This is a genomic window from Streptomyces sp. NPDC038135, from assembly GCF_055601245.1.
In genome coordinates this window covers 818,054-844,617 of record NZ_JBVJXS010000002.1, presented here as the reverse complement: position 1 = coordinate 844,617, position 26,564 = coordinate 818,054, and the positions used below count along the sequence as shown (strand labels likewise).

At 67.9% G+C, this 26,564-nt stretch carries 28 protein-coding genes; 12 read left to right on the top strand and 16 right to left on the bottom strand.

The window, feature by feature from the left end:
• Positions 1 to 15: 15 nt before the first annotated feature.
• Entirely contained in the window at positions 16 to 1,482 is a 1,467-nt protein-coding gene (locus ACZ7JA_RS08165) for a regulator (RefSeq protein ID WP_351670680.1), read from the bottom strand.
• A 239-nt stretch (positions 1,483 to 1,721) separates the two neighbouring features.
• On the opposite strand from ACZ7JA_RS08165, the gene lipB reads away from it, so the two are divergent.
• From lipB to ACZ7JA_RS08145, 4 genes are all read left to right on the top strand, one after another.
• Positions 1,722 to 2,519: a lipoyl(octanoyl) transferase LipB gene (gene lipB / locus ACZ7JA_RS08160; RefSeq protein WP_351670677.1), complete on the top strand. Its 798-nt coding sequence runs from the start codon at positions 1,722 to 1,724 to the stop codon at positions 2,517 to 2,519.
• 107 nt (positions 2,520 to 2,626) lie between these two features.
• Positions 2,627 to 3,592, top strand: coding sequence for a lipoyl synthase (gene lipA / locus ACZ7JA_RS08155; protein ID WP_389306146.1), 966 nt, complete (start codon positions 2,627 to 2,629; stop codon positions 3,590 to 3,592).
• Positions 3,593 to 3,819: 227 nt separating this feature from the next.
• A complete protein-coding gene (locus ACZ7JA_RS08150) occupies positions 3,820 to 4,017 on the top strand; it encodes an SCO2195 family GlnR-regulated protein (protein WP_351670671.1) in 198 nt (65 codons plus the stop codon).
• A 61-nt stretch (positions 4,018 to 4,078) separates the two neighbouring features.
• The gene (locus tag ACZ7JA_RS08145; RefSeq protein ID WP_351670668.1) at positions 4,079 to 4,780 is read left to right on the top strand and encodes a DUF4191 domain-containing protein; all 702 of its coding nucleotides are present in this window, start codon (positions 4,079 to 4,081) and stop codon (positions 4,778 to 4,780) included.
• 72 nt (positions 4,781 to 4,852) lie between these two features.
• Here the strand turns inward: ACZ7JA_RS08145 and ACZ7JA_RS08140 are convergent, their stop codons facing one another.
• Positions 4,853 to 5,320 (bottom strand): RDD family protein, encoded by a 468-nt coding sequence (locus ACZ7JA_RS08140; RefSeq protein ID WP_351670665.1) that lies wholly within the window; start codon positions 5,318 to 5,320, stop codon positions 4,853 to 4,855.
• 209 nt (positions 5,321 to 5,529) lie between these two features.
• On the opposite strand from ACZ7JA_RS08140, the gene glnA reads away from it, so the two are divergent.
• Complete coding sequence (gene glnA, locus ACZ7JA_RS08135) at positions 5,530 to 6,939, top strand: type I glutamate--ammonia ligase (protein ID WP_351670662.1); 1,410 nt, start codon at positions 5,530 to 5,532, stop codon at positions 6,937 to 6,939.
• A 237-nt stretch (positions 6,940 to 7,176) separates the two neighbouring features.
• Complete coding sequence (locus ACZ7JA_RS08130) at positions 7,177 to 8,109, top strand: SRA domain-containing endonuclease (protein ID WP_470807695.1); 933 nt, start codon at positions 7,177 to 7,179, stop codon at positions 8,107 to 8,109.
• A 373-nt stretch (positions 8,110 to 8,482) separates the two neighbouring features.
• Here the strand turns inward: ACZ7JA_RS08130 and ACZ7JA_RS08125 are convergent, their stop codons facing one another.
• From ACZ7JA_RS08125 to ACZ7JA_RS08075, 11 genes are all read right to left on the bottom strand, one after another.
• On the bottom strand, positions 8,483 to 9,724 hold the full coding sequence (locus tag ACZ7JA_RS08125) for a tyrosine-type recombinase/integrase (protein WP_470807694.1): 1,242 nt from the start codon (positions 9,722 to 9,724) through the stop codon (positions 8,483 to 8,485).
• A 79-nt stretch (positions 9,725 to 9,803) separates the two neighbouring features.
• A complete protein-coding gene (locus ACZ7JA_RS08120) occupies positions 9,804 to 10,043 on the bottom strand; it encodes a helix-turn-helix domain-containing protein (RefSeq protein WP_470807693.1) in 240 nt (79 codons plus the stop codon).
• A 446-nt stretch (positions 10,044 to 10,489) separates the two neighbouring features.
• Complete coding sequence (locus tag ACZ7JA_RS08115; RefSeq protein WP_470807692.1) at positions 10,490 to 11,965, bottom strand: ATP-binding protein; 1,476 nt, start codon at positions 11,963 to 11,965, stop codon at positions 10,490 to 10,492.
• A 2-nt stretch (positions 11,966 to 11,967) separates the two neighbouring features.
• A complete protein-coding gene (locus ACZ7JA_RS08110) occupies positions 11,968 to 12,828 on the bottom strand; it encodes a bifunctional DNA primase/polymerase (RefSeq protein ID WP_470807691.1) in 861 nt (286 codons plus the stop codon).
• An 89-nt stretch (positions 12,829 to 12,917) separates the two neighbouring features.
• The gene (locus tag ACZ7JA_RS08105; protein WP_470807690.1) at positions 12,918 to 13,121 is read right to left on the bottom strand and encodes a hypothetical protein; all 204 of its coding nucleotides are present in this window, start codon (positions 13,119 to 13,121) and stop codon (positions 12,918 to 12,920) included.
• Positions 13,122 to 13,134: 13 nt separating this feature from the next.
• Complete coding sequence (locus ACZ7JA_RS08100; protein WP_470807689.1) at positions 13,135 to 13,599, bottom strand: hypothetical protein; 465 nt, start codon at positions 13,597 to 13,599, stop codon at positions 13,135 to 13,137.
• Positions 13,600 to 13,803: 204 nt separating this feature from the next.
• The gene (locus tag ACZ7JA_RS08095; RefSeq protein ID WP_470807688.1) at positions 13,804 to 15,921 is read right to left on the bottom strand and encodes an ATP-binding protein; all 2,118 of its coding nucleotides are present in this window, start codon (positions 15,919 to 15,921) and stop codon (positions 13,804 to 13,806) included.
• Between the two features lie 34 nt (positions 15,922 to 15,955).
• A complete protein-coding gene (locus ACZ7JA_RS08090; RefSeq protein ID WP_470807687.1) occupies positions 15,956 to 16,273 on the bottom strand; it encodes a hypothetical protein in 318 nt (105 codons plus the stop codon).
• A 1-nt stretch (position 16,274) separates the two neighbouring features.
• Positions 16,275 to 16,616, bottom strand: coding sequence for an RRQRL motif-containing zinc-binding protein (locus tag ACZ7JA_RS08085; RefSeq protein ID WP_470807686.1), 342 nt, complete (start codon positions 16,614 to 16,616; stop codon positions 16,275 to 16,277).
• Positions 16,616 to 17,689: a conjugal transfer protein gene (locus tag ACZ7JA_RS08080; RefSeq protein WP_470807715.1), complete on the bottom strand. Its 1,074-nt coding sequence runs from the start codon at positions 17,687 to 17,689 to the stop codon at positions 16,616 to 16,618. Before ACZ7JA_RS08080 ends, ACZ7JA_RS08085 begins: the two co-directional genes overlap by 1 nt.
• A gap of 59 nt (positions 17,690 to 17,748) precedes the next feature.
• Positions 17,749 to 18,018, bottom strand: coding sequence for a DUF6284 family protein (locus tag ACZ7JA_RS08075; RefSeq protein WP_470807685.1), 270 nt, complete (start codon positions 18,016 to 18,018; stop codon positions 17,749 to 17,751).
• Between the two features lie 443 nt (positions 18,019 to 18,461).
• Between ACZ7JA_RS08075 and ACZ7JA_RS08070 the strand changes: the two genes are divergently transcribed.
• From ACZ7JA_RS08070 to ACZ7JA_RS08060, 3 genes are all read left to right on the top strand, one after another.
• Positions 18,462 to 19,256, top strand: a complete 795-nt coding sequence (locus tag ACZ7JA_RS08070; protein WP_470807684.1) for a GntR family transcriptional regulator — start codon at positions 18,462 to 18,464, stop codon at positions 19,254 to 19,256.
• On the top strand, positions 19,253 to 19,918 hold the full coding sequence (locus ACZ7JA_RS08065) for a YdcF family protein (protein WP_470807683.1): 666 nt from the start codon (positions 19,253 to 19,255) through the stop codon (positions 19,916 to 19,918). Before ACZ7JA_RS08070 ends, ACZ7JA_RS08065 begins: the two co-directional genes overlap by 4 nt.
• Before the next feature lie 235 nt (positions 19,919 to 20,153).
• A complete protein-coding gene (locus tag ACZ7JA_RS08060; protein ID WP_470807682.1) occupies positions 20,154 to 20,810 on the top strand; it encodes a hypothetical protein in 657 nt (218 codons plus the stop codon).
• Positions 20,811 to 21,256: 446 nt separating this feature from the next.
• Here the strand turns inward: ACZ7JA_RS08060 and ACZ7JA_RS08055 are convergent, their stop codons facing one another.
• Positions 21,257 to 21,778, bottom strand: a complete 522-nt coding sequence (locus tag ACZ7JA_RS08055; RefSeq protein ID WP_470807681.1) for a hypothetical protein — start codon at positions 21,776 to 21,778, stop codon at positions 21,257 to 21,259.
• A gap of 2,070 nt (positions 21,779 to 23,848) precedes the next feature.
• Complete coding sequence (locus ACZ7JA_RS08050) at positions 23,849 to 24,094, bottom strand: hypothetical protein (RefSeq protein WP_351670659.1); 246 nt, start codon at positions 24,092 to 24,094, stop codon at positions 23,849 to 23,851.
• Between the two features lie 271 nt (positions 24,095 to 24,365).
• Here ACZ7JA_RS08050 and ACZ7JA_RS08045 point away from each other — a divergent pair, with 271 nt between their 5' ends.
• The 3 genes from ACZ7JA_RS08045 (at position 24,366) to pspAB (ending at position 26,233) form a co-directional block, all read left to right on the top strand.
• Positions 24,366 to 24,623: an SCO2583/SCO2584 N-terminal domain-containing protein gene (locus ACZ7JA_RS08045; protein WP_470807678.1), complete on the top strand. Its 258-nt coding sequence runs from the start codon at positions 24,366 to 24,368 to the stop codon at positions 24,621 to 24,623.
• A gap of 102 nt (positions 24,624 to 24,725) precedes the next feature.
• The gene (htpX, locus tag ACZ7JA_RS08040) at positions 24,726 to 25,646 is read left to right on the top strand and encodes a zinc metalloprotease HtpX (RefSeq protein ID WP_351670782.1); all 921 of its coding nucleotides are present in this window, start codon (positions 24,726 to 24,728) and stop codon (positions 25,644 to 25,646) included.
• A gap of 2 nt (positions 25,647 to 25,648) precedes the next feature.
• The gene (gene pspAB, locus ACZ7JA_RS08035) at positions 25,649 to 26,233 is read left to right on the top strand and encodes a PspA-associated protein PspAB (protein WP_470807675.1); all 585 of its coding nucleotides are present in this window, start codon (positions 25,649 to 25,651) and stop codon (positions 26,231 to 26,233) included.
• A 50-nt stretch (positions 26,234 to 26,283) separates the two neighbouring features.
• On the opposite strand, the gene ACZ7JA_RS08030 is transcribed toward pspAB, so the two are convergent.
• A complete protein-coding gene (locus ACZ7JA_RS08030; RefSeq protein ID WP_351670651.1) occupies positions 26,284 to 26,556 on the bottom strand; it encodes a hypothetical protein in 273 nt (90 codons plus the stop codon).
• Positions 26,557 to 26,564 lie beyond the last annotated feature (8 nt).

The following is a 26,564-nucleotide window of genomic DNA, read 5'->3' as shown; positions in this document are numbered from 1 at the left end:
CGTCGCGGACCCGGGCTAGCCGAGCGCGGCCACCTTCTCGCGGTAGCCCCGCACGGGCGCCGCGTCCCGGTACGGCTCCAGGCGCCGCTCGAAGTCCCTGACGTACTCGACGGCCCGCACGGACCGCATCTGGGCCGCCTGGCCGGCGGCCTCCGCCGCCAGCGCGCACGCCTGGTCCAGCTCGCCGAGGCCGAGCCGGGCGGTGGCGAGGACGACCCGGCAGAACAGGCGGCTGCGGGCGTACGCGGGCGCGCGCAGCTGCAGGGAGCGCTCGGCGTGCTGCGCCGCCGCCCGGAACTGCTGGAGATCGCGGTGGCAGTGCCCGAACTCGTCCGCGAGCTGCGCCTCGTCGAAGAACCGGGCCCAGTACGGCACCTCGTCCCCGGGCCGGGCCGCCTCCAGGGCGCGCTCGGCCCGCACCAGCGCGCCGGTGCACGCCCTGACCTCGCCCAGCACCCCGTGCGCGCGGGCCTCGGCGCAGTGCAGCAGCGCCTGCACGACCGGCGGGGCGCCGGTCCCCACGCCCTGCTGGGCCACCCGCGCGAGCTGCACGGCCTCCCTGCCGTGCCCGAGGTAGACGGCCTGGCGGCTCATGGTGACCAGCACATAGGCGCCGTAGGACCGGTCGCCGGCCGCCTGGGCGAGCCGCAGGGCCTGCACGAAGTAGCGCTGGGCGAGTCCGTGCGCGGCGATGTCGTACGAGGTCCAGCCGGCGAGCCGGGTCAGGTCGGCGGCCGCGGCGAACAGGCGCCGCCCGGTCTGCTCGTCGTAGGCGCCGCGCAGCAGCGGCTCGCACTCGTGCTCCAGGTAGCGCACCAGGGCCTGCCGGGCGTGGCCGCCGCCGTAGGCGTCGTCGAGGGTGCGGAACAGCTCGCCCACCGAGCGCAGCGCGGCGATGTCCCCGCCGGTGACCCGCTGGCCCGGCGCCCGCTCGGCCCGGCCGCCGGGCCGGGCCGGGGCGGTCACGGCCTCCAGCCGGCTCCGGACGGCGGCCGGGCGGCCCTGGGCGGGCACCCGGGCCACCGCATCGCGGGCCACCCGGTCGTCGGCCTTGCCGATCAGCCAGTCCCTGCTGGGCACGACCAGACCGGCCGGGGTGAAGGCGATCTTGCGCAGCTCGGCGTGGCTGCCGGAGTCCTTGCGCCACAGCCCGCTGACGATGTCCACGGCCTCCTCCGGGGTGGACGCGAACTCGAGCCCGGCGTACACCGGCGCGCAGGCGTCCAGGCCGAGATCCTGGGCGGTGAGCCGGCGTCCGAGCCGGCGGGTGAACACCTCGGCGATCAGCGCCGGCGTCGTCCCCCTGGGCTGCTGGCCGCGCAGCCAGCGGGTGACCGAGGTCTTGTCGTATCGGAGGTCCAGGCCGTGCTCCAGGCCGAGCTGGTCGACGCGACGGGCGAGACCCGCGTTGGAGAACCCCGCTTCTGCGATGAGCGCGGCGAGCTGTCGGTTGGGGGTGCGCTGCGCGGGTCGGTCCGTCATCTGCGGTGCGTTCTCCTGCCTTACGGCTCTGCTGTCGTGCCCGGATTGCCGGTGAGCAGCCCTTATGGCCTCATGGACGGCGCGAATGTAGCGGAGAGTGAGCAGACGATCGCATAGATCCCCGTTCATTCATCCGATCGTGTGAGGATTGCCCGCAGGGCTGACGTACGCCGGACGGTCGTACAGTGGCGTGGGCGCGTCACGCGCCTGACACCGGTTCGCTGAGGGAGGCGCTTGCCGTGAGTGAGTTGCGGTTCGTCCGCATGGGGTTCGGCGCGGACGCCGTCGAGTACCAGGAGGCGTGGGACGAGCAGCGCCGGGTGCACGCGGCCCGGTTCGCCGACGAGATCCCGGACACGGTCATCCTGCTGGAGCACCCCCCGGTCTACACGGCGGGCCGCCGCACCGAGGAGAGCGAGCGCCCGCTCGACGGCACCCCGGTCGTCGACGTGGACCGCGGTGGCAAGATCACCTGGCACGGGCCGGGCCAGCTCGTGGGCTACCCGATCCAGAAGCTGCCCCGCCCGGTGGACGTGGTCGCCCATGTGCGCCGCCTCGAGGAGGCCCTGATCCGCACCTGCGCCGAGTTCGGCCTGGAGACCACCCGGGTCGAGGGCCGCAGCGGGGTGTGGGTGCTGGGCGACCCGGTCGAGCGGCGGCCGGCGCTCGGAGGGCTCTCCCTCGACTTCGACCCGCGCCTGACGGACGAGGAGTTCGACCCCCGGCTGAACGGCCCCGAGTACGCCCCCTCCAACGCCGGCCAGCGCCGCGAGGACCGCAAGATCGCCGCCATCGGCATCCGCGTGGCCAAGGGCGTCACGATGCACGGGTTCGCGCTCAACGTGAACCCGGACAACAAGTGGTTCGACCGGATCATCCCGTGCGGCATCCGGGACGCCGGCGTGGCGTCGCTCGCCGCCGAGCTGGGCCGGGACATCACCGTGGAGGACGTCCTGCCGGTGGTCGAGCGGCACCTGCGGGACGTGCTGCAGAACGCGGACCTCAAGCCGCGCGTCGTGGAGAAGGCGTCCGCCTGACCCGCTCACGCGCCCTGCGGCCCCGGGGTCGGCCTCGGCGGCAGGGCTCAGTAAATACGGGCGTACCCTGGTGTACGCCGAGGAATCGAAGTCACAGGGAGCCGGTCGTGTCCGCAGTCGCACCCGACGGACGCAAGATGCTGCGCCTGGAGGTCCGCAACAGCCAGACCCCCATCGAGCGCAAGCCCGAGTGGATCAAGACCCGGGCGAAAATGGGTCCCGAGTACACGAAGATGCAGAACCTCGTGAAGAGCGAGGGCCTGCACACGGTCTGCCAGGAAGCCGGCTGCCCGAACATCTACGAGTGCTGGGAGGACCGCGAGGCGACCTTCCTCATCGGCGGCGACCAGTGCACCCGGCGCTGCGACTTCTGCCAGATCGACACCGGCAAGCCCGAGGCGCTGGACCGCGACGAACCCCGCCGCGTGGGCGAGTCCGTGGTCACCATGGACCTGAACTACGCCACCATCACCGGCGTCGCCCGCGACGACCTGGAGGACGGCGGCGCCTGGCTGTACGCGGAGACCGTGCGCCAGATCCACGCGCAGACGGCGGAGCGCGAGGCCGGCCGGACCAAGGTCGAACTGCTCGCCCCCGACTTCAACGCGGTCCCGGAGCAGCTCGCCGAGGTCTTCGAGTCCCGGCCCGAGGTGTTCGCGCACAACGTCGAGACGGTGCCGCGGATCTTCAAGCGCATCCGCCCCGGCTTCCGCTACGAGCGCTCCCTGAAGGTCATCACCGAGGCCCGCGACTTCGGCCTGGTGACCAAGTCCAACCTGATCCTCGGCATGGGCGAGACCCGCGAGGAGGTCAGCGAGGCGCTGAAGCAGCTGCACGACGCCGGCTGCGAGCTGGTCACCATCACGCAGTACCTGCGTCCGTCCGTGCGCCACCACCCGGTGGAGCGCTGGGTGAAGCCGCACGAGTTCGTCGAGCTGAAGGAGGAGGCCGAGCAGATCGGCTTCTCCGGTGTGATGTCCGGCCCGCTGGTGCGGTCCTCGTACCGTGCGGGACGCCTTTACCAGATGGCCGTCGAGAAGCGGGGCTCCTACATCGCCGTCCAGGCCGTGTGAGCCGAGCGTGTGAAGTCACGCACAAGTTACTACCGGCCAGTAATGGCCGAGTCGACGCGGTCCCGGCCGTCCTCGCTGATGAGGGCGCTACCGGGGCCGCGTCGGCGTTCTCGGGTTCCACATCGAGGCTTCACGGGCGTTTGACCGGCCGGTCACGCCCTGGTAACACCATTCAGTGACTCTGGTATCACGCCCCGTATCCCGACAGTGACGAAGGGGACCCGATCATGCAGGCCGCGCCCGTTCGCGCCACACCCATCCCGTCCTTCACCGACGCGCTCCGCGCCGTCGAGTCCCTGCTCATGAGCGGTGGGCAGCGCACCGCCCGCCGCAACGCCTGGAACTCCGTCCTGGAGGACCGCCGCCGCGCCAAGGACCGGTTCGAGGCGCAGCTCGTGCTCGAGCGGGCCGCCGACCGCTCCTGAACCTCCTCCCCCGCGGGCACTGCCGTCGTGGGCGCTCCCGCGGCCACGTAGACTTCGTGGCATGGCGAGGAAGGAAAACGCGGCGGACGCCGCGAACGCAGGGCGACTGAAGCAGATCGCCCTCACGTACAAGATGACCCGCAAGGCCGACAAGAAACTCGGTCTTGTACTCGCGGCTGTCGGTATCGGCACCTTCGGTGTCTTCCTCGCGATCGGTTTCTTGATCGGCCACCCGTACTACCTGGGCATCCTGGGCCTGCTGCTGGGCGTCCTGGCCACGGCGATCGTGTTCGGCCGCCGGGCCGAGCGGGCCGCCTTCGGGCAGATGGAGGGCCAGCCGGGCGCCGCCGCGGCCGTGCTGGACAACATCGGCCGGGGCTGGACCACGACTCCGGCGGTGGCGATGAACCGCAGCCAGGACGTGGTGCACCGGGCGGTCGGCAAGGCGGGCATCGTGCTGGTCGCGGAGGGCAACCCGAACCGCGTGAAGAGCCTGCTGGCCGCCGAGAAGAAGAAGATGAACCGCATCGTCGCGGACGTCCCGGTGCACGACGTGATCGTCGGCACCGGCGAGGGCCAGGTCGAGCTGAAGAAGCTGCGCACGACCATGCTGAAGTACCCGCGCGTGCTGACCGGCCCGCAGGTCACGGCCACCAACGACCGGCTGCGCGCCCTCGGCGACCTGATGACCAACATGCCGCTGCCGAAGGGCCCGATGCCCAAGGGCATGCGGATGCCGCGGGGCGGCCCGAAGGCCCGCTAGAACGCCTCGTACGAGCAAGGGGGCCGCCCGGACCTGGTCCGGGCGGCCCCCTTCGTCATGGGGTCGCGGGCGCTACCGGCGGACCTCGACGGTCTTCGCGAGCCGGTCGTGCAGACCGCGGCCGTCCCGGTCCCAGATCAGCGCCGGGATCGCGAGGCACAGCAGAACGGAGCGCAGCAGCGCGCGCCCTGGGTTCACGGTGCCGGTCTCCAGGGCCACGACCCGGATGCCGAAGAGGCGCTTGCCGGGGGTGAAGCCGATGGTGCCGACGGTCAGGACGCTCATGGCGAAGAAGACGAGCAGGGCCCAGTTGCTGGTCGCCGGGCTGTTGCCGTGCGTGATGAGGCCGTATGCGATCAGGACGCACAGACCCCAGTCGACGGCCAGCGCGCCCAGGCGCCTGCCGGGCCGGGCGATCGAGTTCGGCCCCTCCTCGGGCAGACCGAGCTGCTCGCCCCGGTATCCGAAGTCGGCGCCGGCGTCTTCCAGCGCCGCGCGCGGCCCGGAGAGCCACGATCCCATTGCTTGCCTGTTGTCCACCCGTCCACGGTACTGCGCCCCGGTTCGGGCACGGCGCACCGGGGTGTGTCGGGGCTAGGGTGGTGGGGTAGGCGGTTAACTTCTGCGAAACAAACGGGTCACGCCCGAGAAATCACCCGTCCCTAGGGTCGAGGGCAGCGTGTGCCACCGCACTGGCCGCACGAACGATCTACCACCCCGGCGGGATGGTCGGGAGTAGGAGGAGCTGGATGTTCCAGAACGCCGACGAGGCCAAGAAGTTCATCGCGGACGAGGACGTCAAGTTCATCGACGTCCGTTTCTGCGACCTGCCGGGCGTCATGCAGCACTTCACGTTGCCCGCCGAGGCGTTCGACCCCGACGACGAGCAGGCCTTCGACGGGTCGTCGATCCGCGGCTTCCAGGCCATCCACGAGTCGGACATGTCCCTGCGCCCCGACCTGTCGACCGCGCGCGTGGACCCGTTCCGCCGGGACAAGACGCTCAACATCAACTTCTTCATCCACGACCCGATCACCGGTGAGCAGTACTCCCGTGACCCGCGCAACGTGGCGAAGAAGGCCGAGGCCTACCTCGCCTCGACCGGTATCGCGGACACCGCGTACTTCGGTCCCGAGGCCGAGTTCTACGTCTTCGACTCCGTCCGCTTCGCGACGGGCGCGAACGAGTCCTTCTACCACATCGACTCCGAGGCGGGTGCCTGGAACACCGGCGCCCTGGAGAACAACCGTGGTTACAAGGTCCGCTACAAGGGCGGCTACTTCCCGGTCCCGCCGGTCGACCACTTCGCCGACCTGCGCGCCGAGATCTCCCTGGAGCTGGAGCGGTCCGGCCTGAAGGTCGAGCGCCAGCACCACGAGGTGGGCACCGCCGGCCAGGCCGAGATCAACTACAAGTTCAACACGCTGCTCGCCGCCGCCGACGACCTCATGCTCTTCAAGTACATCGTGAAGAACGTGGCGTGGAAGAACGGCAAGACGGCGACCTTCATGCCGAAGCCGATCTTCGGTGACAACGGCTCGGGCATGCACGTGCACCAGTCGCTGTGGAGCAACGGCGACCCGCTGTTCTACGACGAGGCGGGCTACGCGGGCCTGTCCGACACCGCCCGCTACTACATCGGCGGCATCCTCAAGCACGCCCCGTCGCTGCTGGCCTTCACCAACCCGACGGTGAACTCCTACCACCGCCTGGTGCCGGGCTTCGAGGCGCCGATCAACCTGGTGTACTCGCAGCGCAACCGCTCCGCCGCGATGCGCATCCCGATCACCGGCTCGAACCCGAAGGCCAAGCGCGTCGAGTTCCGTGCCCCGGACTCCTCCGGCAACCCGTACCTGGCGTTCTCCGCGCTGCTGCTCGCGGGCCTGGACGGCATCAAGAACAAGATCGAGCCGGCCGAGCCGATCGACAAGGACCTCTACGAGCTGGCTCCCGAGGAGCACGCCAACGTGGCCCAGGTCCCGACCTCGCTCGGCGCCGTCCTCGACCGCCTCGAGGCCGACCACGAGTTCCTCCTCCAGGGCGACGTCTTCACGCCGGACCTGATCGAGACGTGGATCGACTACAAGCGCACCAACGAGATCGCCCCGCTGCAGCTGCGCCCGCACCCGCACGAGTTCGAGCTCTACTTCGACGTGTGATATCGCCCCAGGTCAGAGCGGGCTTCCGCTCTCCTGGGCCGTCTCTGGGCCGTCGGCCGGCTCTCCTCACTCAGGAGAGCCGGCCGACGGCTTTTGTTTTGCCGACCGCGCAGGCATTTGGGGCCCGGCATTTTTTGCTTCCGCGGGGGCGACGTGCATTTCACGAGAAAGTTGCCCAGTCGGGTGGCGCTTAGGGTACAGTTTTAGGTGCCGAAACGGACCTAAACGAGGACAGGGATGAGTGATAGGGCGGCAGCAGCGGACCCGAGCCAGTGGGACATCGCCATTGGCGATGTCGTGAAGCGTGTCGACCTGCACGAGCGATACGGGGGACGACGGCAAGGCGGCATCGGACCGTCGCGCGTCTCATCCAACGTGTTCCTCTTCACCGATCCAGCCAAGGGCCACAAGCACGGCTACTTCGATGGCTGGGGCGAGGACAGGCTCTACCACTACGCCGGAGAGGGCCAACTCGGCGACCAGAAGATGACGCAGGGCAACCTAGCCATCCTGAAGCACAAGCAGGAACACCGGGCCCTGCGCCTCTTCAAGGGAGTCTCCTCAGGTCGGTGTGAGTACCTCGGCGAGTTCACGCTTCCTGCGGAGCGCCCCTGGTACCGCACCGATGCGCCGGAGACGAATGGCGGCCCCATCCGCAGCGTGATCATGTTTCGACTCCAACCGGTCTCGGCAGTGACGCCGGTCGGAACGCAGCTTCCCCACACGCCCAGCATCGAGCCGGTGGTGGAGTCGATAGACGTGGAGGCTCAGCACACTGAGCGCATGCTTGTGGATCCGTCGCGCGAACCGTATGAGGCCGAGCGGGCAGAGGCGAGCCTCGTTCGTGCCTACGCCGAGCACCTGCGGCTCCAGGGGCACGCTGTAAACCGACACCGGATCGCTCCGGCCGGCGTCGCGAAGCTCTTGCTCACGGACCTCTACGACGCCACAGCCAATCGGCTGTACGAAGCCAAGGGCTCAGTTTCCCGCCAAGCGATTCGCATGGCGATCGGCCAGCTCTTCGACTACGCGCGGTTCCTGCCGCAGCCACGTCTGGGCTTGCTCGTGCCGTCGCAGCCTGAGCCCGACCTGCTCGATCTGTGCGCTCTGCTACAGATCGTCGTCGTGTGGCCGGAGGGAGACGGATACGCGTCCACCGACGCGGCTTGACCGCACACCACGGAGGTGGTGCCCGAAAAGGGAGCAGGCCACCCGCGGCGCCTGGAAACGATGCGGGTGGCCCTTGCTCACAGCCCCTTGAAAGAAACCGGAGCAAGTCAAGTATGTCCGAAGAGCCGAAGGGCTACGTAGCCCTGCTCGTGCGAGCCGGAATGTTTTGCACCACGCTCATGGCCGGCGTTGTGCTGGTGGTGTTCGGGAAGACGACTAGCGAGGCTTCCATGTACGTCGCGCCGTTCCTGATGTCGCTCCCAAAGGGCGCCGCAGCACCCGCGCCGTCTAGGAGCAGCCGGAAGCAGTCGCCGTCCCGCGAGTAGCGGCCGGCCGTGAGGTGATCGGTCCCCGGGACCTACCCGGGGACCGATCACGCGGCGTCTTCTTGCCACCCTCTGAGTGCCTGATCAATAGCCCTGCGGGCTCGATCCTGGCTGTTCGGCAACAGGTGTGTGTACGTGCGCAGGGTGAAGCCGGGATCTGCGTGGCCAAGGTACTCCGCCAGAGCCTTGACGTTCTCCCCAGCGTCCAGGAGAACCGACGCGTAGTAGTGCCTCAGCGCATGCATGCCGTACTCGCGCGACTCCTTGAACCGTTCCCCTGGTGATCGCTCAGGGATAACGCCAGCTGAGACGAGAGCGGGTTTCCAGAGATACGGGTTGAAATAGTTGCGGTTCAGCGCCCTCCGTTCCCGTGAGTAGAACAGCAGCGTGGCCGTCACCGGGGGTCCGTCGGGCGTCTTCCACGGCAGGGTTACCTCCAGGGGAGGCCTGCGTGTGATGTGCGCCGTGAGTGCGTCCGACACGACCTCGGGAAGCGGCACGTCACGCAACTTTGCCCCCTTGGGTGGGGCGAAGACCATGTGTGCGCCGACGAGCTTGACCTGCCGCACGACGTGGACCACTCCCCCGATGAAGTCCACCTCATCCACGGCAAGCCCAAAGATCTCTCCCTGCCGCAGGCCGCAACCGGCCCCGACGTCGACCGTCGCCGCGTAAGCCTCCGGAAGTCCGTCGCGGACCGCCTTCACTCGATCTGCGGTCCACGGCTTGACCTTTCGGGGATCGAGTTTGGGAGCTCTGACAGAACCCACGCGGCAGGGGTTCCGGGCGATGAGGCCGTCGTCTACGGCAGCACCGAAGACTGCCGAGACGTTCGCGAACACGGTTCGCTGGTACGACGCAGCCATTCCGGAGTCTTTGAGAGCGCGTGCCCATGCTCGGATGTGCGCGGGTTGGAATGTGCTCATGGACCGCGTGCCCATGTACGGGAAGGCATGCAGCCGAAACCGCAGCTCCATGTTGATGATGGTGGATGGGTCAGTGGTCTGGGATGCCAGCCACTGAGTGGCGAAGTCCCTGAACGTGACTTTCCCTGCCGTAGGGTCGACATACTGTCCTCGCGCCAGGTCGGCCGCGATCTGCGTCAGCCACGTCTCCGCCAGCCGCTTCTGCTTGTCCGGGAAGGACTTGCTGCGCTCAGTGCCGTCCGGGGCCACGTAGCGGGCGCGGTAGCGCATGCCCGTGCCGTATCGATCGGTTTTGACCTTGCGTGTCTTGCCATCAGTTCCAGGCTCCGTCTTGAACCAACGGTCTTGAATGTGGCCGGCCATGTCGCGGCGTCCCCTTCTGAACATGCCGAGGGGAGAGCCGCTGTTGCGGCTCTCCCCTCCTGCTTCTGGTGTGTGCTTGTCAGGCCTCGCGGTCGGCGTCCTTGCGGCTGGTGACGTATGCGCGCACGTCTGCAGGGTCGTAACGGATGTACTTGCCGATGCGAAAGCCGGGCGGACCGATGCGCTTCTTGCGCCACTGGTAGACGGTTTCCTTGGGCACCTCGAAGATCGTGGCGATGTCGTCGGCGGTGAGGTACCGATCCGGGAGACCTCCCCGGAGGGTGGCGCGGGGGTCTTGGACGGAGGCGGGCGCGCTCACTGAATCCTCCACGAGTTGGGACGTGGTCGTTTGCGGGAACCCGCGCCTGTCCGAGGTGCGGATTTCTGCGTCACAGCGTCATCAGCGTCATTTGAGGCTCTGACCTGCGACTTTGAGTGACGTAGCGGTTTGGGAGTGCGTCACCGGTGCGTCATGGGCTGCGTCACCGGGTGACGCAGGTGACGCAGGATGACGCAGGCGCCGCCGTCTGCGTCACGGCTGTATTGGCAGGTCAGGATCCGTAGTTCGGCTTGCGTGACGCAGGTGACGCAGCGTCTTCCCTCTTAGGACAAGAGAGGGGATGTCTGGCGTAGTGCGGGCTCTCTTCAAGCGTGAAGAAGGAGCCGCTGCGCGGCGCCACCTTGGGGCGGCGTTCCGCCCAACAGCAAGAAGAGCACGCGGGCGCCGGTGCTCTTCTTGCTTGTCCGGGCGAGCGCGGTCGCGGGTTAGAACATCGGCTTGTGCTGGTGTGGGGGCGGGTTGGCCGTGCGGGTCATTTCGAGGTAGCGGCCTTCCCTGGTGCGGCCCGAGTCGATGAGGACGCCACGGGCGGCCAGGGTCGGCTGGAGGCGCTTGAGCCGGTCGGAAAGGACTTTCCCCGTGGTCGGCCAGCTCTTGGGCAGGGACCGCAGTTCGTCGCTGCTGTAGAGGCCGCTGAGGTGGTGCAGCCACTCAGTGGACGTCATGCGCTGCGCGCCGCCCGTTTGCATGGTGTCGGCGTGCTTGAGGACGGTCTGGGCGAGCAGGTCGCCCTCGATGACGTCGTCGTTGAGGTCGTCCAGGCTGGCCCGGTAGGCGGTGAGAGCTCCCAGCCCGGTCGCTGCGTCGAGCTGCGCGCACAGGTGAGCGAAGTCCGCCATGCGCAGGTCGGCGGGCGTCTCCGCCTCAGCCGCGCGGACCTTCACGGTGAGGTCCAGGAGGGAACCGAGAACGACGGGCAGTACCTCCGCGTAATCCGCCCACAGTTCCGCCTCGGTGCGCCGGACGCTAGGCCGTTCCAGACGCAGCGGCAAGAGCCGTTCGGCGAGGTCGGGCCGGATGACGCCGACGTCGATGCCGGTCAGGAGCAGGGGGCGGCGGTAGCCGACGCGGAAGACGTCGCCGTCGGTGAACAGGGCGCGCTTGACGTTCTCGGCGCCGGTGACGATGCAGCACATGGCGTCGGACAGGTCCGGGGTCATGTGGGAGAGGTTGTCCAGGGCGGTGACCCACCCTGCCGCCACTGCGGCGATGAGGTTCTCCTCGTCCTTCGGCGCGCGGCGCAGGTCGCCGCTCATGCCCTCGATGATGCGCACGAGCATGCGGCCGCCGGTGGACTTGCCCGCGCCTTGGGGCCCGGTGAGGAACGGCGCCGGGACGGGCACGGAGGGTGCAAGGCAGCCAATAAGCCAGGCGATGGCCAGGCACTCGGTCTCAGCGTTCGCGAAGTTGCACAGCCGCATCAGCAGGTCGATGCCTTTGCCGTCGGTGTCCTTGGCCGGCAGGGGCAGTTCTCCGGTGAGCTGGGTGCGCCGCCAGCACACCTCCCGGGGGTTGGGGATGGCGATGTCCCAGCCGGTGGGGTGGATGCGGACGGACTGCCCGTCATCGCGGCCCAGGTCCAGCCACGTCGCCCCGTCGAATCCGGGGGCGACGCGGATGTGGACGGGCTGCACCGCCTCGGACAGCGCGAGCGCTTCGATCAAGTCCAGCGCCTCCTTGAGCGCTGTCCCGTTGAACACGCCGAGCCCGTCCTTGAACAGGCCGACCATGAGTTCCTGCCGGTGGCTGCCCGTCGTGCCCTGCGAACGCATCGGACGGGCCACAGGGTGGCCATTGCGCTGCGCGTAGACGGTCCCGTCGGCGGTGCGGAAGTACCGGAAGTGCGCTTGCGCGTAGTCGGCGATGACCTCGCGGGCCGGGGTCTTCTCATCCTCGGACATAGCTACAATCCCAACCTGGTGCGGGCGTTGGCCCACGCATCGGTGCAGTGCCGGGGGGATTCGCCCTTGGCCTGCGCGGCGGTGAACAGTCGGGCGACGTGGGAGTCGGTGAGGCACCCGCACCGGCCGTGGGTGGACAGCACGGCGAGGAACGTCCGGTAGACCGTGGCGTGGATCGCGCTGCGGGCCTCAGTGATGCGCTGCTCCGCCATAGTGAGGCCACGGTGCAGGTAGGCGGGCGTGCGGTGAGGACATTTACCGTCCCCGGCCCGTGCGGGCACGCTCACGGCCTGCGGCGCCGGCCGAACCTTAGGAGGCTCCTTCACGGCTAGTGCGCATACGGCGTCGGGCAGATCGGCCATAGTGCCGGTGCCAGGTCCCAGCCAGCGGGCGTAGGCCATCGTGGACTTGATGTCCACGCCCGGCCGGACCGCGTTCACCGATCGCACGGCACCCCGGTAGATCCAGTGCTCTCCGCGCGTGCTGGCCACGGTGAGGGTGGCGGGCAGCGTCTCATGGGCCCAGGCGACGGCGGCCGCGTTGTCCAGGTCCACGACAGTTAGGCCGGCGCCGCCGGGGTGGTAGGCCACCGCCGCCGCCTCGCGCCACGCTCGTGCCCACGTGGGCGAGTCGATGGTGTGGGTGTCGGTGGTGGCGGCGGCCCAGCCGTGGCACGGCTGCGGGCAGGTACAGGGGCCGGGAGTCTTCATGTTCGGCCGGCCGCCGCACGCGTTCTCCGCACAGCGGCGGCAGTTCCCGAACGGCACCTTCCCGGCCCGTAACGGCAGCACCGGCACGCCGGAGGCTGCCAGGCAGAGAGCAGCACGCAAGTGCACTCCCCGAACGTCGGTCGGTTGCGTCATGCTGGATATCTCCAGTTCCTTGGGAATCGGTGCTGGGACAAGGGCGGCCCCGCGGCTTTGGCGAGACGGTGGGGCCGCCCTTGGCGTAGCTAGCGGTCGGCGGGCAGGTACCAGGGCCACTGCGTCATGCCGTCGACCTCGGCGGCCGGGAGGTCAGCCGTGAGGTACAGGCGGACGCGGTCCCCGTCGCGGGTGGGGAACCGACGGGCGGGCCCGGCGGCGAACACCGTGCCTAGGGCAGTGGTGATGCTGTCGGCGTCGGCGGGGTCGCAGACGATGCGGATCTCGAACACTGATGGCTCCTGTTCAGCCGTGGAAGTGGTTGCGCTTGAAGATGGCTTTGTGGATGTGGACCGTGGTTCCGGTGCCATGGCGGTTGGCGGTGACGACCTGGACGGCGATCCAGCCGCCGAAGATGACGGCGGCGAGGGTGATGAGCTGGGTGATGAGTGCGGTCAGTGCGGCGATGAACGTGGTCAGCAGCAGCAGTCCGCCGGACACCGCGAGGAACCCGACACCGCCGAGGGCGACGTTCACCGCCGTCCGGGAGACGATCGGCTTGGCCGCGACCGGTTCCGGCCGGGCGTTATTGATGGCGTAGCCGGTGACGATCCGACCGTCCGGCAGGACGATGCTCGCCACGGTCGGAATGGCGCCCGGCTGTACCGGCATCACGGGTGCCGGGATGACGGCGGCCGGGGTGAGCGGAGTCGGGTGGTGGAGGTCGACGGCCCGGCCGGCGGGCGCGGTCGGGGTGGGTTCGGGGTACATGCGGAATCCCTTCCGGTGCTAGGTCAGGGAGGCGGAGGCACGCCCTTGGGGATGGCGTGTAGAGGGGGTTTCGGGCCTCTGAGCTGAGGTGCCTCCCTGACTCTCTGAGCGATCATTTCCGCTGGTCAGGTCCAGGGAGGCGGGTCAGGGAGGGGGTGAGGGACTTCTCCCTGCCTCCCTGACCCGGGCGGGGTCGGCTCCCTGTCATTCGGGCGCGGAAGCGGAACCGTCGGTGTCGCGGTTGGCGAGGGCGCGGGCGAGCTGGTCGCGGGAGACGACCATGCGGCCGTCGGACTTGTACGGCTCGGCGCCGGTGCCCTCCAGGACGCGCGTGAGGTCGACCGGCGACCAGTCGCCGTAGGCCTCGGTGTTCAGCGCGGACAGCCGCTTGATGACGTCCTGGGTGCGCAGCCGCGGGGCGTCGCCGATCGCGGCGGCGATATCGGCCAGCGGGTCACGTTCCTCACCGCGCTCGACGGCGTGCAGGGTGGTGACGCCGTCGCGCAGGGCCTTGGCCCGGTCGGTGATGGCTGCGGCGGTGTCGTCATCGATGTAGTGCGTGCGCACGGTGATGGACGACTGGCCGGCCGGAATCTGGATGCCGTCGGAGGCGACGACCAGGGTTCCCCGGTCCAGACCCGGACGCAGCAGGTTCGGGGCCGCGCCGCCGTCGACGGCCTTGTCCCCCAGCGCCATGCGGGCCTGCGACTCCGTGCCCAGCGCGAGGGAGGCGCGGGTGTGGGCGCCCTCGCGCACGAGCTTGGGCAGGTTCTCGTTGGTGGGGTCCTGGGTGCCCTGCCACATCAGGACGTTGACGGCACGGCCCTGGTTGTGGATTTTGCGGACGGCCATGAAGTACCGGGAGTTGGCCTTCGCTCCGCCGTAAGGGCGCTTGTCCTCGTCCTTGGCCGGACACATGAACGCCACCTGCGCCTCATCGACCAGGACGATGAGCGGCGGGAACGTGGTGCCGGGCGGGGCCTGGATACGGCGGTTCATCTCCTCGACCGCGCCCTCGACCATCTCGGTCACCTGGATCACGTGCTCATCCGTCGGGCCCTGGATCAAGGTGAGGGCGAGGCCGTCGAACATGGCCCAGTCGCCCACGCCCTTGAGGTCACCCATCAGGAACTGCACCGAGCGGTCCAGCGACAGCCACAGCGCCAGCGACCGCAGGGCCACGGTCTTGCCCTGGTTCGACAGACCCGTGATGAGCAGGTGCCGCTGATACAGGCTCAGGGCGGCGGCGTCACCGCGCAGGTCCTGACCCCACGGGGCGCGGCCCTTGGCGTAGTCGGCGGTCATCGTGTCGTCGGTGGCCAGCGGCGAGGGGCCGATCGGTTCATCGAGTGCCCCGGAGTCGGCCACCCACAGGCGGACCGTGCGGGCCGCTTGCGGGATGGTGATGAACACTTCGTGTTCGTGCCGGGACAGGTTCTCAGCGAGCTTGCGCCGCTTGCCCTGGATCTCGTTGGTGGACACCCCGGAGGGGAGGGTGACGTCGACTTCGACGCCGCATCCGGCGATCACGATCGGGGACAGCATCGACGCGCCCGCGTCGCCCATCTCGGTGATGGCCTTGCGCAGTGCCGGGATGCCCAGGTCGCGCAGGGCCTTGACCACGATCGACGGGGTGATCGGCTCACCCTCACTGGAACGGACGTGGGCGGGCAGTGCCCACTGGGGTGCGGCCTGCTGGTGTGCGCCGACCGACCACAGGGCGAGCAGAGCCAGGAACGGCCCGATGGAGATCAGCGGCCCCCAAACCACCTGCGCGATGGCGATCAGTAGGTTGATGAACTTCACGACCGCCATCAGCGGCGTGATCACGTCCGTCGGGTCCGTCGTAGCAACGGCCATGGAAACGCCGAGCAGGATCAGTCCGCCGATGCCCATGCCGACGGTGACGGCCGCGCCCTTGGCGGCGTCCAGGGGCGAGTGGAGCAGGTCCATGCGGCGGCGGTGGCGGGCGTCGCGGAAGCGCTGCCCGCGCTCCTCCCACTCAGCGGCGGCCTCGAAGTTGCCCGCGGCTTCCGCCGCCCGCAGCATCCGCTCATAGCGGGCGGCGGTGCGGCCGTCCCACGCCCGGCGAGCCACGATCCGCGCCCCACCCGCCACATACAGGGAATGCCGGGCAAGAGCGCGGGCGGTGGTCTTCGTCGTCTCGTGCGTGACGGCCGCGCGGACGGCACGGCCGGAGCGCACCCACAGGGGTACGGCCGCGGCGGCCGGCGGGTCGGGGACCACGGTCAGCGTGGTCACGGTCGCGGGCTCGGCGGGCAGTTCAGGGTTCTTGTGCAGGTGAACGACGGTGTCACTCATGACGAAAGGACTCCTGACGGTGGACGGGCGGGGGTCAGAACCACCCGGAGGACTTCTTAGCGGCCTTGGCCTGCGCGGCCTCGCGCTCGATCCGGGCCCGCTCGACCTGCATGGCGGTGATCTCCGCGAGCAGACGCGTCTCCGCGCTCTGCCACGCGGTCTCGATGCGCTGCTCGGCACGGCCGGTGCTGCGGCCCCGGACGATCCGGTAGGAGCCGCCGGCGAGGGCACCGAGGACGGCGCGGCGCTCGCGGCCGTCCAGCGGCCACATCTCCCGGTTGCGGACCGCTTCGAGCTTGCGGGTCGCCTGCTGGATCTCCCGGTCCAGGCGGCGGGTGTCGGGCTTGCCCATGTCAGGCACTCCTCAGCGAGGGGGAAGGGGAAGCGCAGGGCACGCAGGTGCCGAGCGAGGTGGGGATGACGTAGCCCGCATCACGACGGCAGGTGGGGCAGGTTCGGCGGGCGGTGTTGGCCTTTGCCAGCGCCGCCCATCGCGCCGGCGTCATGGGACGGACCGGCTTGGCGAGGTCGACGTGGTAGAGGTAGGCGACCAGCGGGGACCGGCGGCGGCGCGGCCGTTCGAGCTGCGCCGCCACTTCCTGGCCACCCGGCCGCAGGCCCCGTGCACGGAGCTGGCGGCGGGTGGCGTAGCCGTCCGGGGCGAGTCGCCACCGGTAGACGGGCAGTGCTCCCATCAGGCCGCCCGTTCGGCGAGCAGTGCGTCACGGAGCTTGCGTGCGTTGACCGGGGAGACGTGCAGGGCCCGGCGGATGCCCTCGGCCGTGACCTTCGCGTCGGGCCAGTCGGCGGTGACGGTCCGGGCCTCGGTGAGGAGCTGTTCCGGGCTGCGGCGGGTCCTGGGTGTCTTGGCGGCGTCCGGGACCCGATACGTCGCCTGAGGCTGCCGGGTCGACTCAGCCGCCACCGACCGAGCCGCGATCGACCGGGGCGGGGCTGTCTCGACCGGGGCGGGAAGTGCGGGGATCGGCTTGAGTGGAAGGCTCGACTTTCCCGCGTCCGCGGGAATCGGGTCGGGTACCGGGAGGCGGGTCAGGGTGATCGTGACTGGGGTCGATTCCGGCTGGTCAGCCGTAGACTGAATCCTCTCGGTCTCGGTGGATTCCTCCGTATTCGCGCTCGTAGGGGATTCGAGGCCGATTGGGTCGGGCGAGGGCAGTGCCGGCGGGTCGGTCGGGGTGGTGAACATTCCCGCGAGCGCGGCATCCGCGCCTGCCGTGACGCGCTGGCGCTGCACGTCGAGCAGCCGCGTTCCGAGGGTGTGGTCACCGGTGCCGACCCTGCGGGCCAGCCGCCACGACCTGCGCTCGGACCACTTCTTGACGCGGTCGCTGGGGTGGTTGGCGGCAACCGCCCGGTGATAGGCCAACTGCCGCACGACGGCCGCCGCGCGGGCTTCGGCCTCGGCGTCGTGGCCGTCGGTGTGGACGACGATCCGCCGGGCCAGGAACGCCATGCCCTCCGCCGACACGCACATGCCCATCGGGGTCACGGCGTAGATGACGGTGCGGCCGGCGTCCGGCCCCGCCATCGCGGCCATGACCGAGGCGGCGGCGGGCAGCGCCCACAGCCCCAGCCGGACGATCCGGGGCGAGGACTGGCCGAGCATGGTCAGGCCGAGCAGGACCAGGCCGAGGACGGCGGTGGCGCCCTCGCCAGCCGCGACGGCACCGAGCGCGGTGCCGGTGCCGTAGGCGTGGCCGATGTTGGCGAACGTGCCATACCCGCCGACGCCGCCGACGGCGGCCATGATGACGAACGCGGCCCCCAGGACGATGCGCTGCGGGGTTGTCAGTTCCTTGCGGTCCGTCACGCCGCACCGCCCGGGAGGCTCGTGCCAGCCGCCCGGTTGACCAACGCGACCCGCGCGGCGAGCGCACGGCGGCGGGCTCGGCGGATGCGGCGGGCGTCCAGCTCGGTCGGGACGCGGTCCAGGGTGACAATCTGTGCGTCCAGCAGCTCGACGTCCGCCAGGATCAGCGGCATCTCACGCTCGATCGCGTCCAGCTCCGCATCCGTCGGCTCCAAGAAGTCGGCGAACGCGGTAACAACGTCCTGAACAGTAACGATGTGGTCCATTGGGTCGTGTTCTCCCTTGCAGGTGGAACGGCCCGAACAGCACCCCCGGAGTAGCCGCTCCGGGGGTGCGTGCCGTTGATGGAGAGCCGCGCTTCATACGCGGCACGGTCACTGAGCAGTGGCCGCAGTGCCCCGGACCGGACTTGAACCGATCGGACTGCTGTACGGGGCACGCCGGTCTTCTCCGCCTTGTTTCCGACCCCTTCGGGCAGGCGGACCACGGGTTACCGGCAGTTCCCTGTGTGGAGTTTTCAAGGCGCTTGCGCTTCCTTCGAGCCCGTTTCACGGAGCCCTCCGGGCGGCTTAGGAGCAGCCCAATAGGGCCACCCCGAGCTCGCTGTCCTAGGACTGCGAGCCGGTTGGTATGACGATGACGCACAGTCCCGGGACTGTCAACAGTCCTGGGACTGTGTTTCACTGGTCGGTGTCGAGAGGAGAGCTGCATGGCGCCCAAGTGGCGGGAGCTGGCGGACCGATTGGCCGAACAGATCAGGAACGGTGAGTACGCGCCCGGTGCTCAGTTGCCGCAGATCAGGGACCTAGTGGAAGCGGGTGAAGGCTCGAAGTCCACGGTCCATGCGGCCTATAAGGCGTTGGAGGCCGAAGGGCTGGTCACATCGTCGCGGGGACACGGAACGGTCGTCCGTGAGCGGGCCCCGCTCAAGCGACTCGGCATCGCGCGATACGACAAGGCCAAGTGGCGGGATGGCGATGAGGTGGCGTTCATCGCAGACCGTGTTGCGTCCGGCCGCACTTACAAGCGGAACGAACAGACGCAGACCGTCAGCCGTGTGCCAGCGCCGGCCGCCGTCGCCCAGGCGCACGGTCTGCCGGAAGGCGCGGAGGTCTACGCACGCGCGCGCGTGGTCAAGGAAGGCTCGCAGCCAACGCACACGCTGACGAGCTACTACCGTCCCGAGCACGTGGAAGGGACGCGCATCGTCGACCCGACGCCGGGGCCCGCCGGCCGGGGCGGTGGCTTCCGCGTCCTGTACGACGCCGGATACGAGATCGACCACATGCAGGAGACACTGTTCGCGCGCATCCCCACGGCGGACGAGGTCCAGCTCCTCCAGCTCGCGCCGGGCGAATGGGTGGTGGAGCTGCACCGGACGACGTATACGGCTGATGGCACCGTCGTGGAGTTCGCAATCGGCGTTCACGCGGCGACACGATTCGCCTGGACGTACGACTTCAAGGTCCCCGACTCAGCGAAAGCGGAGGGCGAGAGCACGTGATCTCAGCACAGGCATGGGCCGACGCTCAACGGCTCTGGGACTTTCAGCAGATGGGCCATGACCCGCGCCTATGCTCAGTCGCGATCGGACTGGGCAGTCACGACCTCGGAGTCGCGGACACAACCGCCGCTCTCTACCACCGGGGGATGATGCCGCTGATCGTCTTCACAGGGGCCACCAGCCGCACCACACGTGACCGCATGCCACGTGGCGAGGCTGAGCACTACCGTGAGCGTGCGATGGAACTGGGGGTGCCGGCTGATGCCATCCTCGTTGAGCCGCGGGCCCGGAACACAGGAGAGAACATCCGCTTCTCTCGCGCACTCCTCGAGCAGCACCAGGTCGCCGTGGCATCCGCCCTGTTGGTGAGCAAGCCGTACGAGGAACGACGAGCCTACGCGACCGCCCGCAAACTGTGGCCCGAAGTTGAGTGGGTCAGCGCTTCCACACATATGAGCCTGACTGACTACGTCGACTCGATCGGAGACGCGCGCTTGGTCATCGACATGTTGGCTGGCGCGCAGCAGCGGCTCATGATCTACCCGCAACAGGGATTTATGATCGAACAACCCGTACCCAAGGACGTGGCCGCAGCATACGAGCGCCTGCGCGACGCCGGGTTCACAAGCCGCCTCGCCGAGGACACCACAAAGCGAGCGTAACGACATCAACTGATGCGCTCACAGCAGCACACAGTTACGGCTACTACACCGACATCCCAGCCGCCTATGATCAGGCGACGTCCACCAGGACGTGCCTGCTGGCACCTGGGACCTGAAAGAGGTCGCCACCTACGTTTCAGCTGCCTCGGGGCAAAGGGCCACTGGTCGCCGCAGGGCCTCGCTCTGAGCGAGAGTGTTGTAAGGCGCGGCAACGGTTTGAACAGGGGGAGCGAATATGCCTGAAGTGCATTCGGACGGATTTGAACTCGATGGAGTAACGCACGAATGGCAAACGGGGAGAATGCCAGAGGCTGAGCAGGACTGGATCACCGAGTACCGACTCCTGCTCAAGCAAAGCGTGATGAGACTCCGCATCTGGGACAAAAGCACTAGAGAAGTGGAAAGCCTCACCGAACAGCTACTCGCCCTTCAGCAGGAGCATCAGGAACTCACATCAGAGCAACGTCAGCAAATATATCAAATAGGTAAGCGCCCAGAAACACCTAAAGAAGTCGACGCCGAGGTACGTCTACGTGAGACGGAGCGGCGTTGGGAAGTAGAACTTGCAGATCGGCGACATCGGGCAGATCTTGCCTATCAACACTCTGGTCTAATACGACGCGCTGAAGGTGTTCGAGGATGGGCGCTGGTTGCCGTGGTTTTCTCCATCATTGCCTCCCCATGGGTAGCTATGATTACAGGGATCGCGGCAAAGGATTTCAGTCTTTACATCACCCCGGTCACTGGAATTGCCGGTGCCATTATTGGTTACTGGTTCGGTCAAGGGCAGCAGAACACGCTTCAGCCTCCTACGATCACTGACTCCTTGGCCCGCACGCCAACACCACCCTCCGGGTCGTCAGAGGCAACAGCCGAACAGCGCCCTCGCTAATCAGCAGCCTTCCGGACGTGGCCGCAAGTGCCTCAACTTGCGGCTCGCTAGGTGACCTCGACAAGGATGGATCCTGGTCGATCACTTGCTGCTGTCCCGAACGCTAATAGCGCGATCAAACGGGTGGTACGGGAAGCTGCGTGATATGACTCGCGGGCATCCCTTTACGGACGATTATTTCTTCGGCCTTCTTCTTGATTACCACAGTAGAAGTGTCATAGATGTTTTGAATGGTGCGGTCAAGGATATCCACCGCATCCAGTACGTCGGATCATATTTCACTTCCATGACCACCGGCATTGCCGGGCCACTTCACGGCCAGTACGAGGTCGGCGACCTCTGCAGAGACGTACCTTGACAGTTGCCGCACGACATGACCGGAAGGGCGGCACCCTCCGCACAGGGCGCCGATCATTCTGCGCGCAAGGACGGCTGACGCCCTATAGCTATTGAAGGGCACTCATGTCTAGCACCGCTTCGCGATCGGCCAGGAACTGCCCAAGGGTGGCGCCTTCCAGGATCCTGAATCTTGCATCCATCAAGCTCTGGTAGTAATGCGCAAGTCCGAATACATAGCCGGGGATAGCAACTCCTCCTATGCCCGGTTCTCCTTGAGCTAGGTATCGGCCGTAGCAAATTCCAATGACGACCCCTCTACCTTCCGCAACCGGTGCGCGGAGCTGAAGCAGAGGTGCGCCGCTAAGCCCACCGGGCGTTGGCATATCAAGCTCCCAGGACGGGCGAATCTCTCCGGTTGGCAGCTCATACTTAAAAGCTCTTGTTACGTAGCCTTCGAGCCAGCGCGACTGCTGATCGAACGAAAGATCCCCTAGCACCTTTCCTTCCGGGAGTCGTCCGTATGTGCCAGGGTATCCGAAAGTCCCAACATCTTGCCCGATGCCGGGAGAGTTGATCCCCAATATCAAGCCAGAATCATTGGTTTGTACGGTTGCCGCGGCCATATCCATGCCGCTTTCCTCGAAGCAGAGGTTACTCAGCCGTTCGCTTGAGAATGTACCTGGCGCTAGCTCTATTGCTCCCGCAATGTACTCAGAGTGCGCCAGGGTGGAGTCAACGCAGTGACGACATGTAATCAAGATTCCGCCTGGAAGAATGAAGCCGGTGCCTAGGAATCTGACGGGTTGCGCACCACCGGAGCTTTTCTTCATCACATAAAGAGGGCGTATCCATCGATCTAGCTTAAATGTCATTGATTAACCCTGTTGGCTGGGGGGTCGATAGAGAGGGGAGGCCGGCGGAATGAGCGCCCCTGGTGGATCAAAGAACCTATCTTCGTCCACCCAATAGGAATTTCTCAATCTTTGATAATCGAAGTCGCTACCCTGAGGGGTGCGCTTCACCAATAGGAAGCCATTATGTTCAAGCTCTTTCCTTGCTTTAGTCCACGTGTTATGGGAGAGGCCGTATGAACTGCGTCGTTCGCTGGGAATATAACGCGGCTCGGTATAGCCGCCCAGCGCTTCGAGGAGCACAAAGAGAAGAGCTATGCCTGTGGCGCTGAGATGAACTATCCAGCCCTCACTCCAGAATTCCATAGGTATCCCGACATATCGCCCTTGTTCGCTCGCCCGGACGTACGGTCCATCGGGATCTTCTGTGGAAATGAGTTTGATGCTGGGCGTATTTCCCCGTCGCGGCTCAAGCTTGATAAACCCATTATCATTCAGCCACTTTAGGTTGCTGTTTACACGTCGCGGGCCTGTGTCCGGCGGCAATGCCAGCATGCGGGCCCACGCGTGCGGAGCGGGCGGTTGACGGATGTCATGCGGGGCGGCCGTAGCCATCATCGTGATGCACAGGTAGAGCCTGAGGCGAACCTCGCCGCCTCTCCCGCCCTGTACGAGTCGCGCAAGCGGTGGCTGTCTTCCGTCCACCTGGGACCTGACGAAAGTAGGTGAGAACGGCACCTTCCCGCGTCTTGCAGCACGGGTGACGGCTTTCTGAAGTTGCACGACTGCAGCGGGGTAAAGAGGGTTCGGCAAGTTCGCCTACCTTCTTGAAGGAGAAACAGGGGTACAGGGGTCCCAGGGGTACCAGGGGGTTCAGGAGGTACCTCCTTATACCTTCCTGCAAGGCCGCGCAAGGTCTTCTCCGTAGACGCTGTTGCACTCCTGCGAAGGAGCCGAAGCACTCCAGCGTGATAGCGACCTGTCTCCTTCAGGAAGCCATTAGACCTGCTTTGACCTGCACTTTCTCATCTGTCACCTTGAATTCGTCGCCGCCAGGGGAGGCGGCGACGAACGATGCATCTCAGCGCGGGCGCGCTGAGGGAAGGAGATCAGGTGAACGGGAACGACCCTTCCCAGCGGGGCATCTGGCTGGCGATCATCCTTCTGGCCAGTGTGGGCACAGCCGCCGTGGCAGGCGCCCTCTTCCATCTGGCCGGAGCAGCAACGCCAGAGGCGATAGGAGCTGGCGGAGCGGCCTTCATGGGTGCTGCAAGCCTCGGTCTTGCGGCACACCGCTTCATGACAGAGTGAGCCGTAGGCCACCGGCGGTGCACGCGGCGTGGACGGCAAGACCCCGTGAGCTGCGGCCTTTAAGCATTGCTGCAGCTCAGAGCACGGACGAGAAGCCGAGCGTGATCCGTCTGGAAATGTGCCGAGCCGCCTGGGCTGGGCCGTCTCTGGGCCGTCCGAGGGTGGCCGGAGACGACCAACAACGACAGACAACGACGACGTCTCGGCTGGTCAGAGCATCCCTGCGAACAGGGCTCCGAGGTAGCGCAGCCGCAACATCACTTCTTCGACGTGTGATATCGCCCCAGGTCAGAGCGGCTTCCCGCGCTGACCTGGGCCGTCTGTGAGCCGTAGGCCGTGCTTCCCTACCCCGGGGAGCACGGCCTACGGCTTACTCGGGGTCAGAGCCTGCTCATGCCGGCCGGTCTCGTGCTGGTCTGGCGGGCCCAGGGCCGGCGGCCTCGCGAGGCGCCCCGTCCGAGGTGGGACTCCCGCGCCGGACTGCGGAGGGCCGCCACCCGGAGCGTGTCCGGGTGGCGGCCCTGCGTCGTGCTTCCGTCAGCTCACCACGACGATGACGACCGGTACTCCGCCGTTGTTGAAGTTGTTGCGGAAGAAGTCGCCCCGGTCGAAGCGGTCGAAGCAGTTGCCCCACCAGCCGCAGCCCCGGTTGGTGCTGACCTGCGTGACGTGGTTCGGGGTGGCTGCCGATGCGCCGGCCGCCGAGGTGACGACGGCTCCGCCGGCCATCAGGACGCCGACGGCGGACACTGCGGCGAGACGCCTCGCGCGATGTGCTTTCATGGATCCACCTTCCTTCCACCCCTCGTGCGGCTTTCCGGGCACGAGTCGGATGGCCGCGGTCTCGGAGCGAGAGTCCGGCGCGGTCGTAGGGGGGCCGCACGAATGTCGTGGCAGGGCGTCACCATGAAGCACCCCGCAGTGCGGCTTCTCATGTCGATGCTAGCCGTCCGGTGGTCACCCAGCATCCTGGGCAACCTTTGCGGCTTCCCATGGCTCCTACTCTCGGGAGATCATCGCCCTGGCTCTGTCCGACGAGAGAGGTTGAACGGGGATGTCCGAACAGGACGACTGGGAGAAAGAGTTCGATCACAGGTGGGCGAACTCGGCTAAGCACAAAGAGCCTTCGGCCCGCGCCCGGATGCTCGCCGCCCGCTGGAAGGAGAACCCGCCGGACCCGGCGCCCTTCCGCGCCGACCCGGAGCGCTCGGCGCCCCGCCGGTCCTCGTGGATATCGACGGTCGTGGTCCTCGGCTGCGTCGCCGCGGTGATAGTCCTGCTCGGCTACGCCCAGCTGCACTCGCCGTACTAGTCCGTCACTCCGCGTGAACGGCCCGTCCGCAGTCCCCCGCAGGGGTACCCGCAGGTGCACACTGGACAGCGGGACGAGTGCCTGACCCTGGGGTGGTGCAAGATGCAGAGCCGCTTCCGGAGCGATCGGCGGCTGACCGTACGGATGTCGGTCACGCTGTTCCTGCTCGGACTGCTGTACGTGGCCTTCGTCGCCGCGTTGATCGTGTTGCTCAAGTCCTGGCTGCTGGTCGTCGTGGTGGTCGGGGCGATGTTCGTCGCGCAGTTCTGGTTCTCCGACCGGATCGCGATGTTCGCCATGCGCGGGCGGGTCGTGGAGCGGGAGGAGTATCCCGAACTGCACGCCGTGGTCGACCGGCTGTGCGCGATCGCGGACATGCCGAAACCGGTGATCGCCGTCTCCGAGATGGGCATGCCGAACGCGTTCGCGACCGGGCGCAGCCCCGACCACGCCGTGGTCTGCGTGACGACCGGGCTGCTGCGCCGGCTGGAGCCCGCCGAGCTGGAGGGCGTGCTGGCGCACGAGCTGTCGCACGTGGCGCACAAGGACGTCGCCGTGATCACCATCGCGTCGTTCCTCGGCGTGATCGCCGGACTGGTCGTGCGGTTCGCGTTCTACTCGCAGGTCCTCGGCGGCGGCCGCAGGGACCAGAACACGGCCGCCGTCTTCGCCGCAGTGATGGCCGTCTCCGCGGCCGTGTACGCGATCAGCTTCCTGCTGATCCGGGCGCTGTCCCGGTACCGGGAGCTGGCGGCCGACCGGGCCGCGGCGCACCTGACCGGCCGGCCTTCGGCGCTGGCGTCGGCCCTCACCAAGGTGTCCGGGGACATCGCCCGGATCCCGACCGAGGACCTGCGCACGGCCCAGGCCTTCAACGCCTTCTACTTCACCCCGGCGACCGGCAGGGAGCCCGGCATCGAGCGGTTCTTCTCCACCCACCCGACGCTGCAGCAGCGGCTCGACCAGCTCGGGCGGATCTCCGCCGAGCTCGGTGAGGCGGCCACTCCGGGCAAGGCGGGCTGAGCATGGGGCTGCTGGACATCCTGCTCGGCCGTACGAAGCCGGTCGCGCCGGACTTGGACCAGTTGTTCGCGCTGCCCTCGGCCGCGATCACGCTGGAGGCGGCGGCCGGCTTCCGCCCGGCCGGCGTCGGCGCGGTGTGCTTCGCCACGGTCGAGGGCGCGGCCTTCGAGCAGACGCACCGCGAGATCCAGGCGCTGCTCGACGCGGACGCCGACCGGGCGGGGAACCCGGTGGGCCTCACCCAGGACGGCTACGGCTACTCCTGGCTGATCTCCCGCCGTCCCCCCGAGCAGCTCATCGAGCTGGTCAACGACCTGCACGCGGTGAACACCTCCCTGGAGGCCAACGGCTTCGGCCCCCAGCTCCTGTGCTCACTGGCAGCCTTCACCGACGACGCCGGCCGCCGGCTGGCCCTCGTCTACCTGTACAAGCGGGGCACCTTCTTCCCCTTCGCCCCGCTCCCCGGCGGCGCCGAACGCCGGGACAGCGCGCTGGAGCTGCGGGTGAAGGCGGCGCTCGGCAGCGATCTGCGGATCGAGCCGGATCTCGGCCGGTGGTTCCCGGTGTGGGGCGCCCCCGGTCTGTGACGGACGGGAGCGAGGCGCCCCAGGTCAGCGACGACCGGGGGCGCCTGTGCTCACCTGCTCTTCTCGCGCGCCTGGCGCCGGGTCTCGAAGGGGCGCTCGCGGCGGTAGCGGCGCTCCCACTTGGCCTGGCGGTCCCGGCGTTCCCGGTACGCCCGGTAGGAGTCGGGCACCGGGCCCGCGCCGCCGGACGGCGGTGCGGCGGGCGCGCCCCGGCCGTACTTCGCGTACAGGTACAGCAGCGCGCCGGCGGCGAGCCACCAGGTGTGGTTGCCGAATCCGAGGATCACCAGGACGACGGTCCCGGCGCTGACGATGCCACGCATGACGGACC

Excerpts from the sequence above, each read along its gene's own strand:
- ACZ7JA_RS08165 (WP_351670680.1), bottom strand. The coding sequence starts at position 1,482 with ATGACGGACCGACCCGCGCAGCGCACCCCCAACCGACAGCTCGCCGCG.
- ACZ7JA_RS08100 (WP_470807689.1), bottom strand. The coding sequence starts at position 13,599 with ATGTACCCCGAACCCACCCCGACCGCGCCCGCCGGCCGGGCCGTCGAC.
- ACZ7JA_RS08060 (WP_470807682.1), top strand. The coding sequence starts at position 20,154 with ATGCCTGAAGTGCATTCGGACGGATTTGAACTCGATGGAGTAACGCAC.
- ACZ7JA_RS08110 (WP_470807691.1), bottom strand. The coding sequence starts at position 12,828 with ATGACGCAACCGACCGACGTTCGGGGAGTGCACTTGCGTGCTGCTCTC.
- ACZ7JA_RS08125 (WP_470807694.1), bottom strand. The coding sequence starts at position 9,724 with ATGGCCGGCCACATTCAAGACCGTTGGTTCAAGACGGAGCCTGGAACT.
- ACZ7JA_RS08045 (WP_470807678.1), top strand. The coding sequence starts at position 24,366 with ATGTCCGAACAGGACGACTGGGAGAAAGAGTTCGATCACAGGTGGGCG.
- ACZ7JA_RS08050 (WP_351670659.1), bottom strand. The coding sequence starts at position 24,094 with ATGAAAGCACATCGCGCGAGGCGTCTCGCCGCAGTGTCCGCCGTCGGC.
- ACZ7JA_RS08115 (WP_470807692.1), bottom strand. The coding sequence starts at position 11,965 with ATGTCCGAGGATGAGAAGACCCCGGCCCGCGAGGTCATCGCCGACTAC.
- pspAB (WP_470807675.1), top strand. The coding sequence starts at position 25,649 with ATGGGGCTGCTGGACATCCTGCTCGGCCGTACGAAGCCGGTCGCGCCG.
- ACZ7JA_RS08085 (WP_470807686.1), bottom strand. The coding sequence starts at position 16,616 with ATGGGAGCACTGCCCGTCTACCGGTGGCGACTCGCCCCGGACGGCTAC.
- ACZ7JA_RS08080 (WP_470807715.1), bottom strand. The coding sequence starts at position 17,689 with ATGGCCGCCGTCGGCGGCGTCGGCGGGTATGGCACGTTCGCCAACATC.
- ACZ7JA_RS08130 (WP_470807695.1), top strand. The coding sequence starts at position 7,177 with ATGAGTGATAGGGCGGCAGCAGCGGACCCGAGCCAGTGGGACATCGCC.
- ACZ7JA_RS08055 (WP_470807681.1), bottom strand. The coding sequence starts at position 21,778 with ATGGATATGGCCGCGGCAACCGTACAAACCAATGATTCTGGCTTGATA.
- ACZ7JA_RS08075 (WP_470807685.1), bottom strand. The coding sequence starts at position 18,018 with ATGGACCACATCGTTACTGTTCAGGACGTTGTTACCGCGTTCGCCGAC.
- ACZ7JA_RS08095 (WP_470807688.1), bottom strand. The coding sequence starts at position 15,921 with ATGAGTGACACCGTCGTTCACCTGCACAAGAACCCTGAACTGCCCGCC.
- ACZ7JA_RS08070 (WP_470807684.1), top strand. The coding sequence starts at position 18,462 with ATGGCGCCCAAGTGGCGGGAGCTGGCGGACCGATTGGCCGAACAGATC.
- ACZ7JA_RS08030 (WP_351670651.1), bottom strand. The coding sequence starts at position 26,556 with ATGCGTGGCATCGTCAGCGCCGGGACCGTCGTCCTGGTGATCCTCGGA.
- htpX (WP_351670782.1), top strand. The coding sequence starts at position 24,726 with ATGCAGAGCCGCTTCCGGAGCGATCGGCGGCTGACCGTACGGATGTCG.
- ACZ7JA_RS08145 (WP_351670668.1), top strand. The coding sequence starts at position 4,079 with ATGGCGAGGAAGGAAAACGCGGCGGACGCCGCGAACGCAGGGCGACTG.
- glnA (WP_351670662.1), top strand. The coding sequence starts at position 5,530 with ATGTTCCAGAACGCCGACGAGGCCAAGAAGTTCATCGCGGACGAGGAC.
- ACZ7JA_RS08150 (WP_351670671.1), top strand. The coding sequence starts at position 3,820 with ATGCAGGCCGCGCCCGTTCGCGCCACACCCATCCCGTCCTTCACCGAC.
- ACZ7JA_RS08090 (WP_470807687.1), bottom strand. The coding sequence starts at position 16,273 with ATGGGCAAGCCCGACACCCGCCGCCTGGACCGGGAGATCCAGCAGGCG.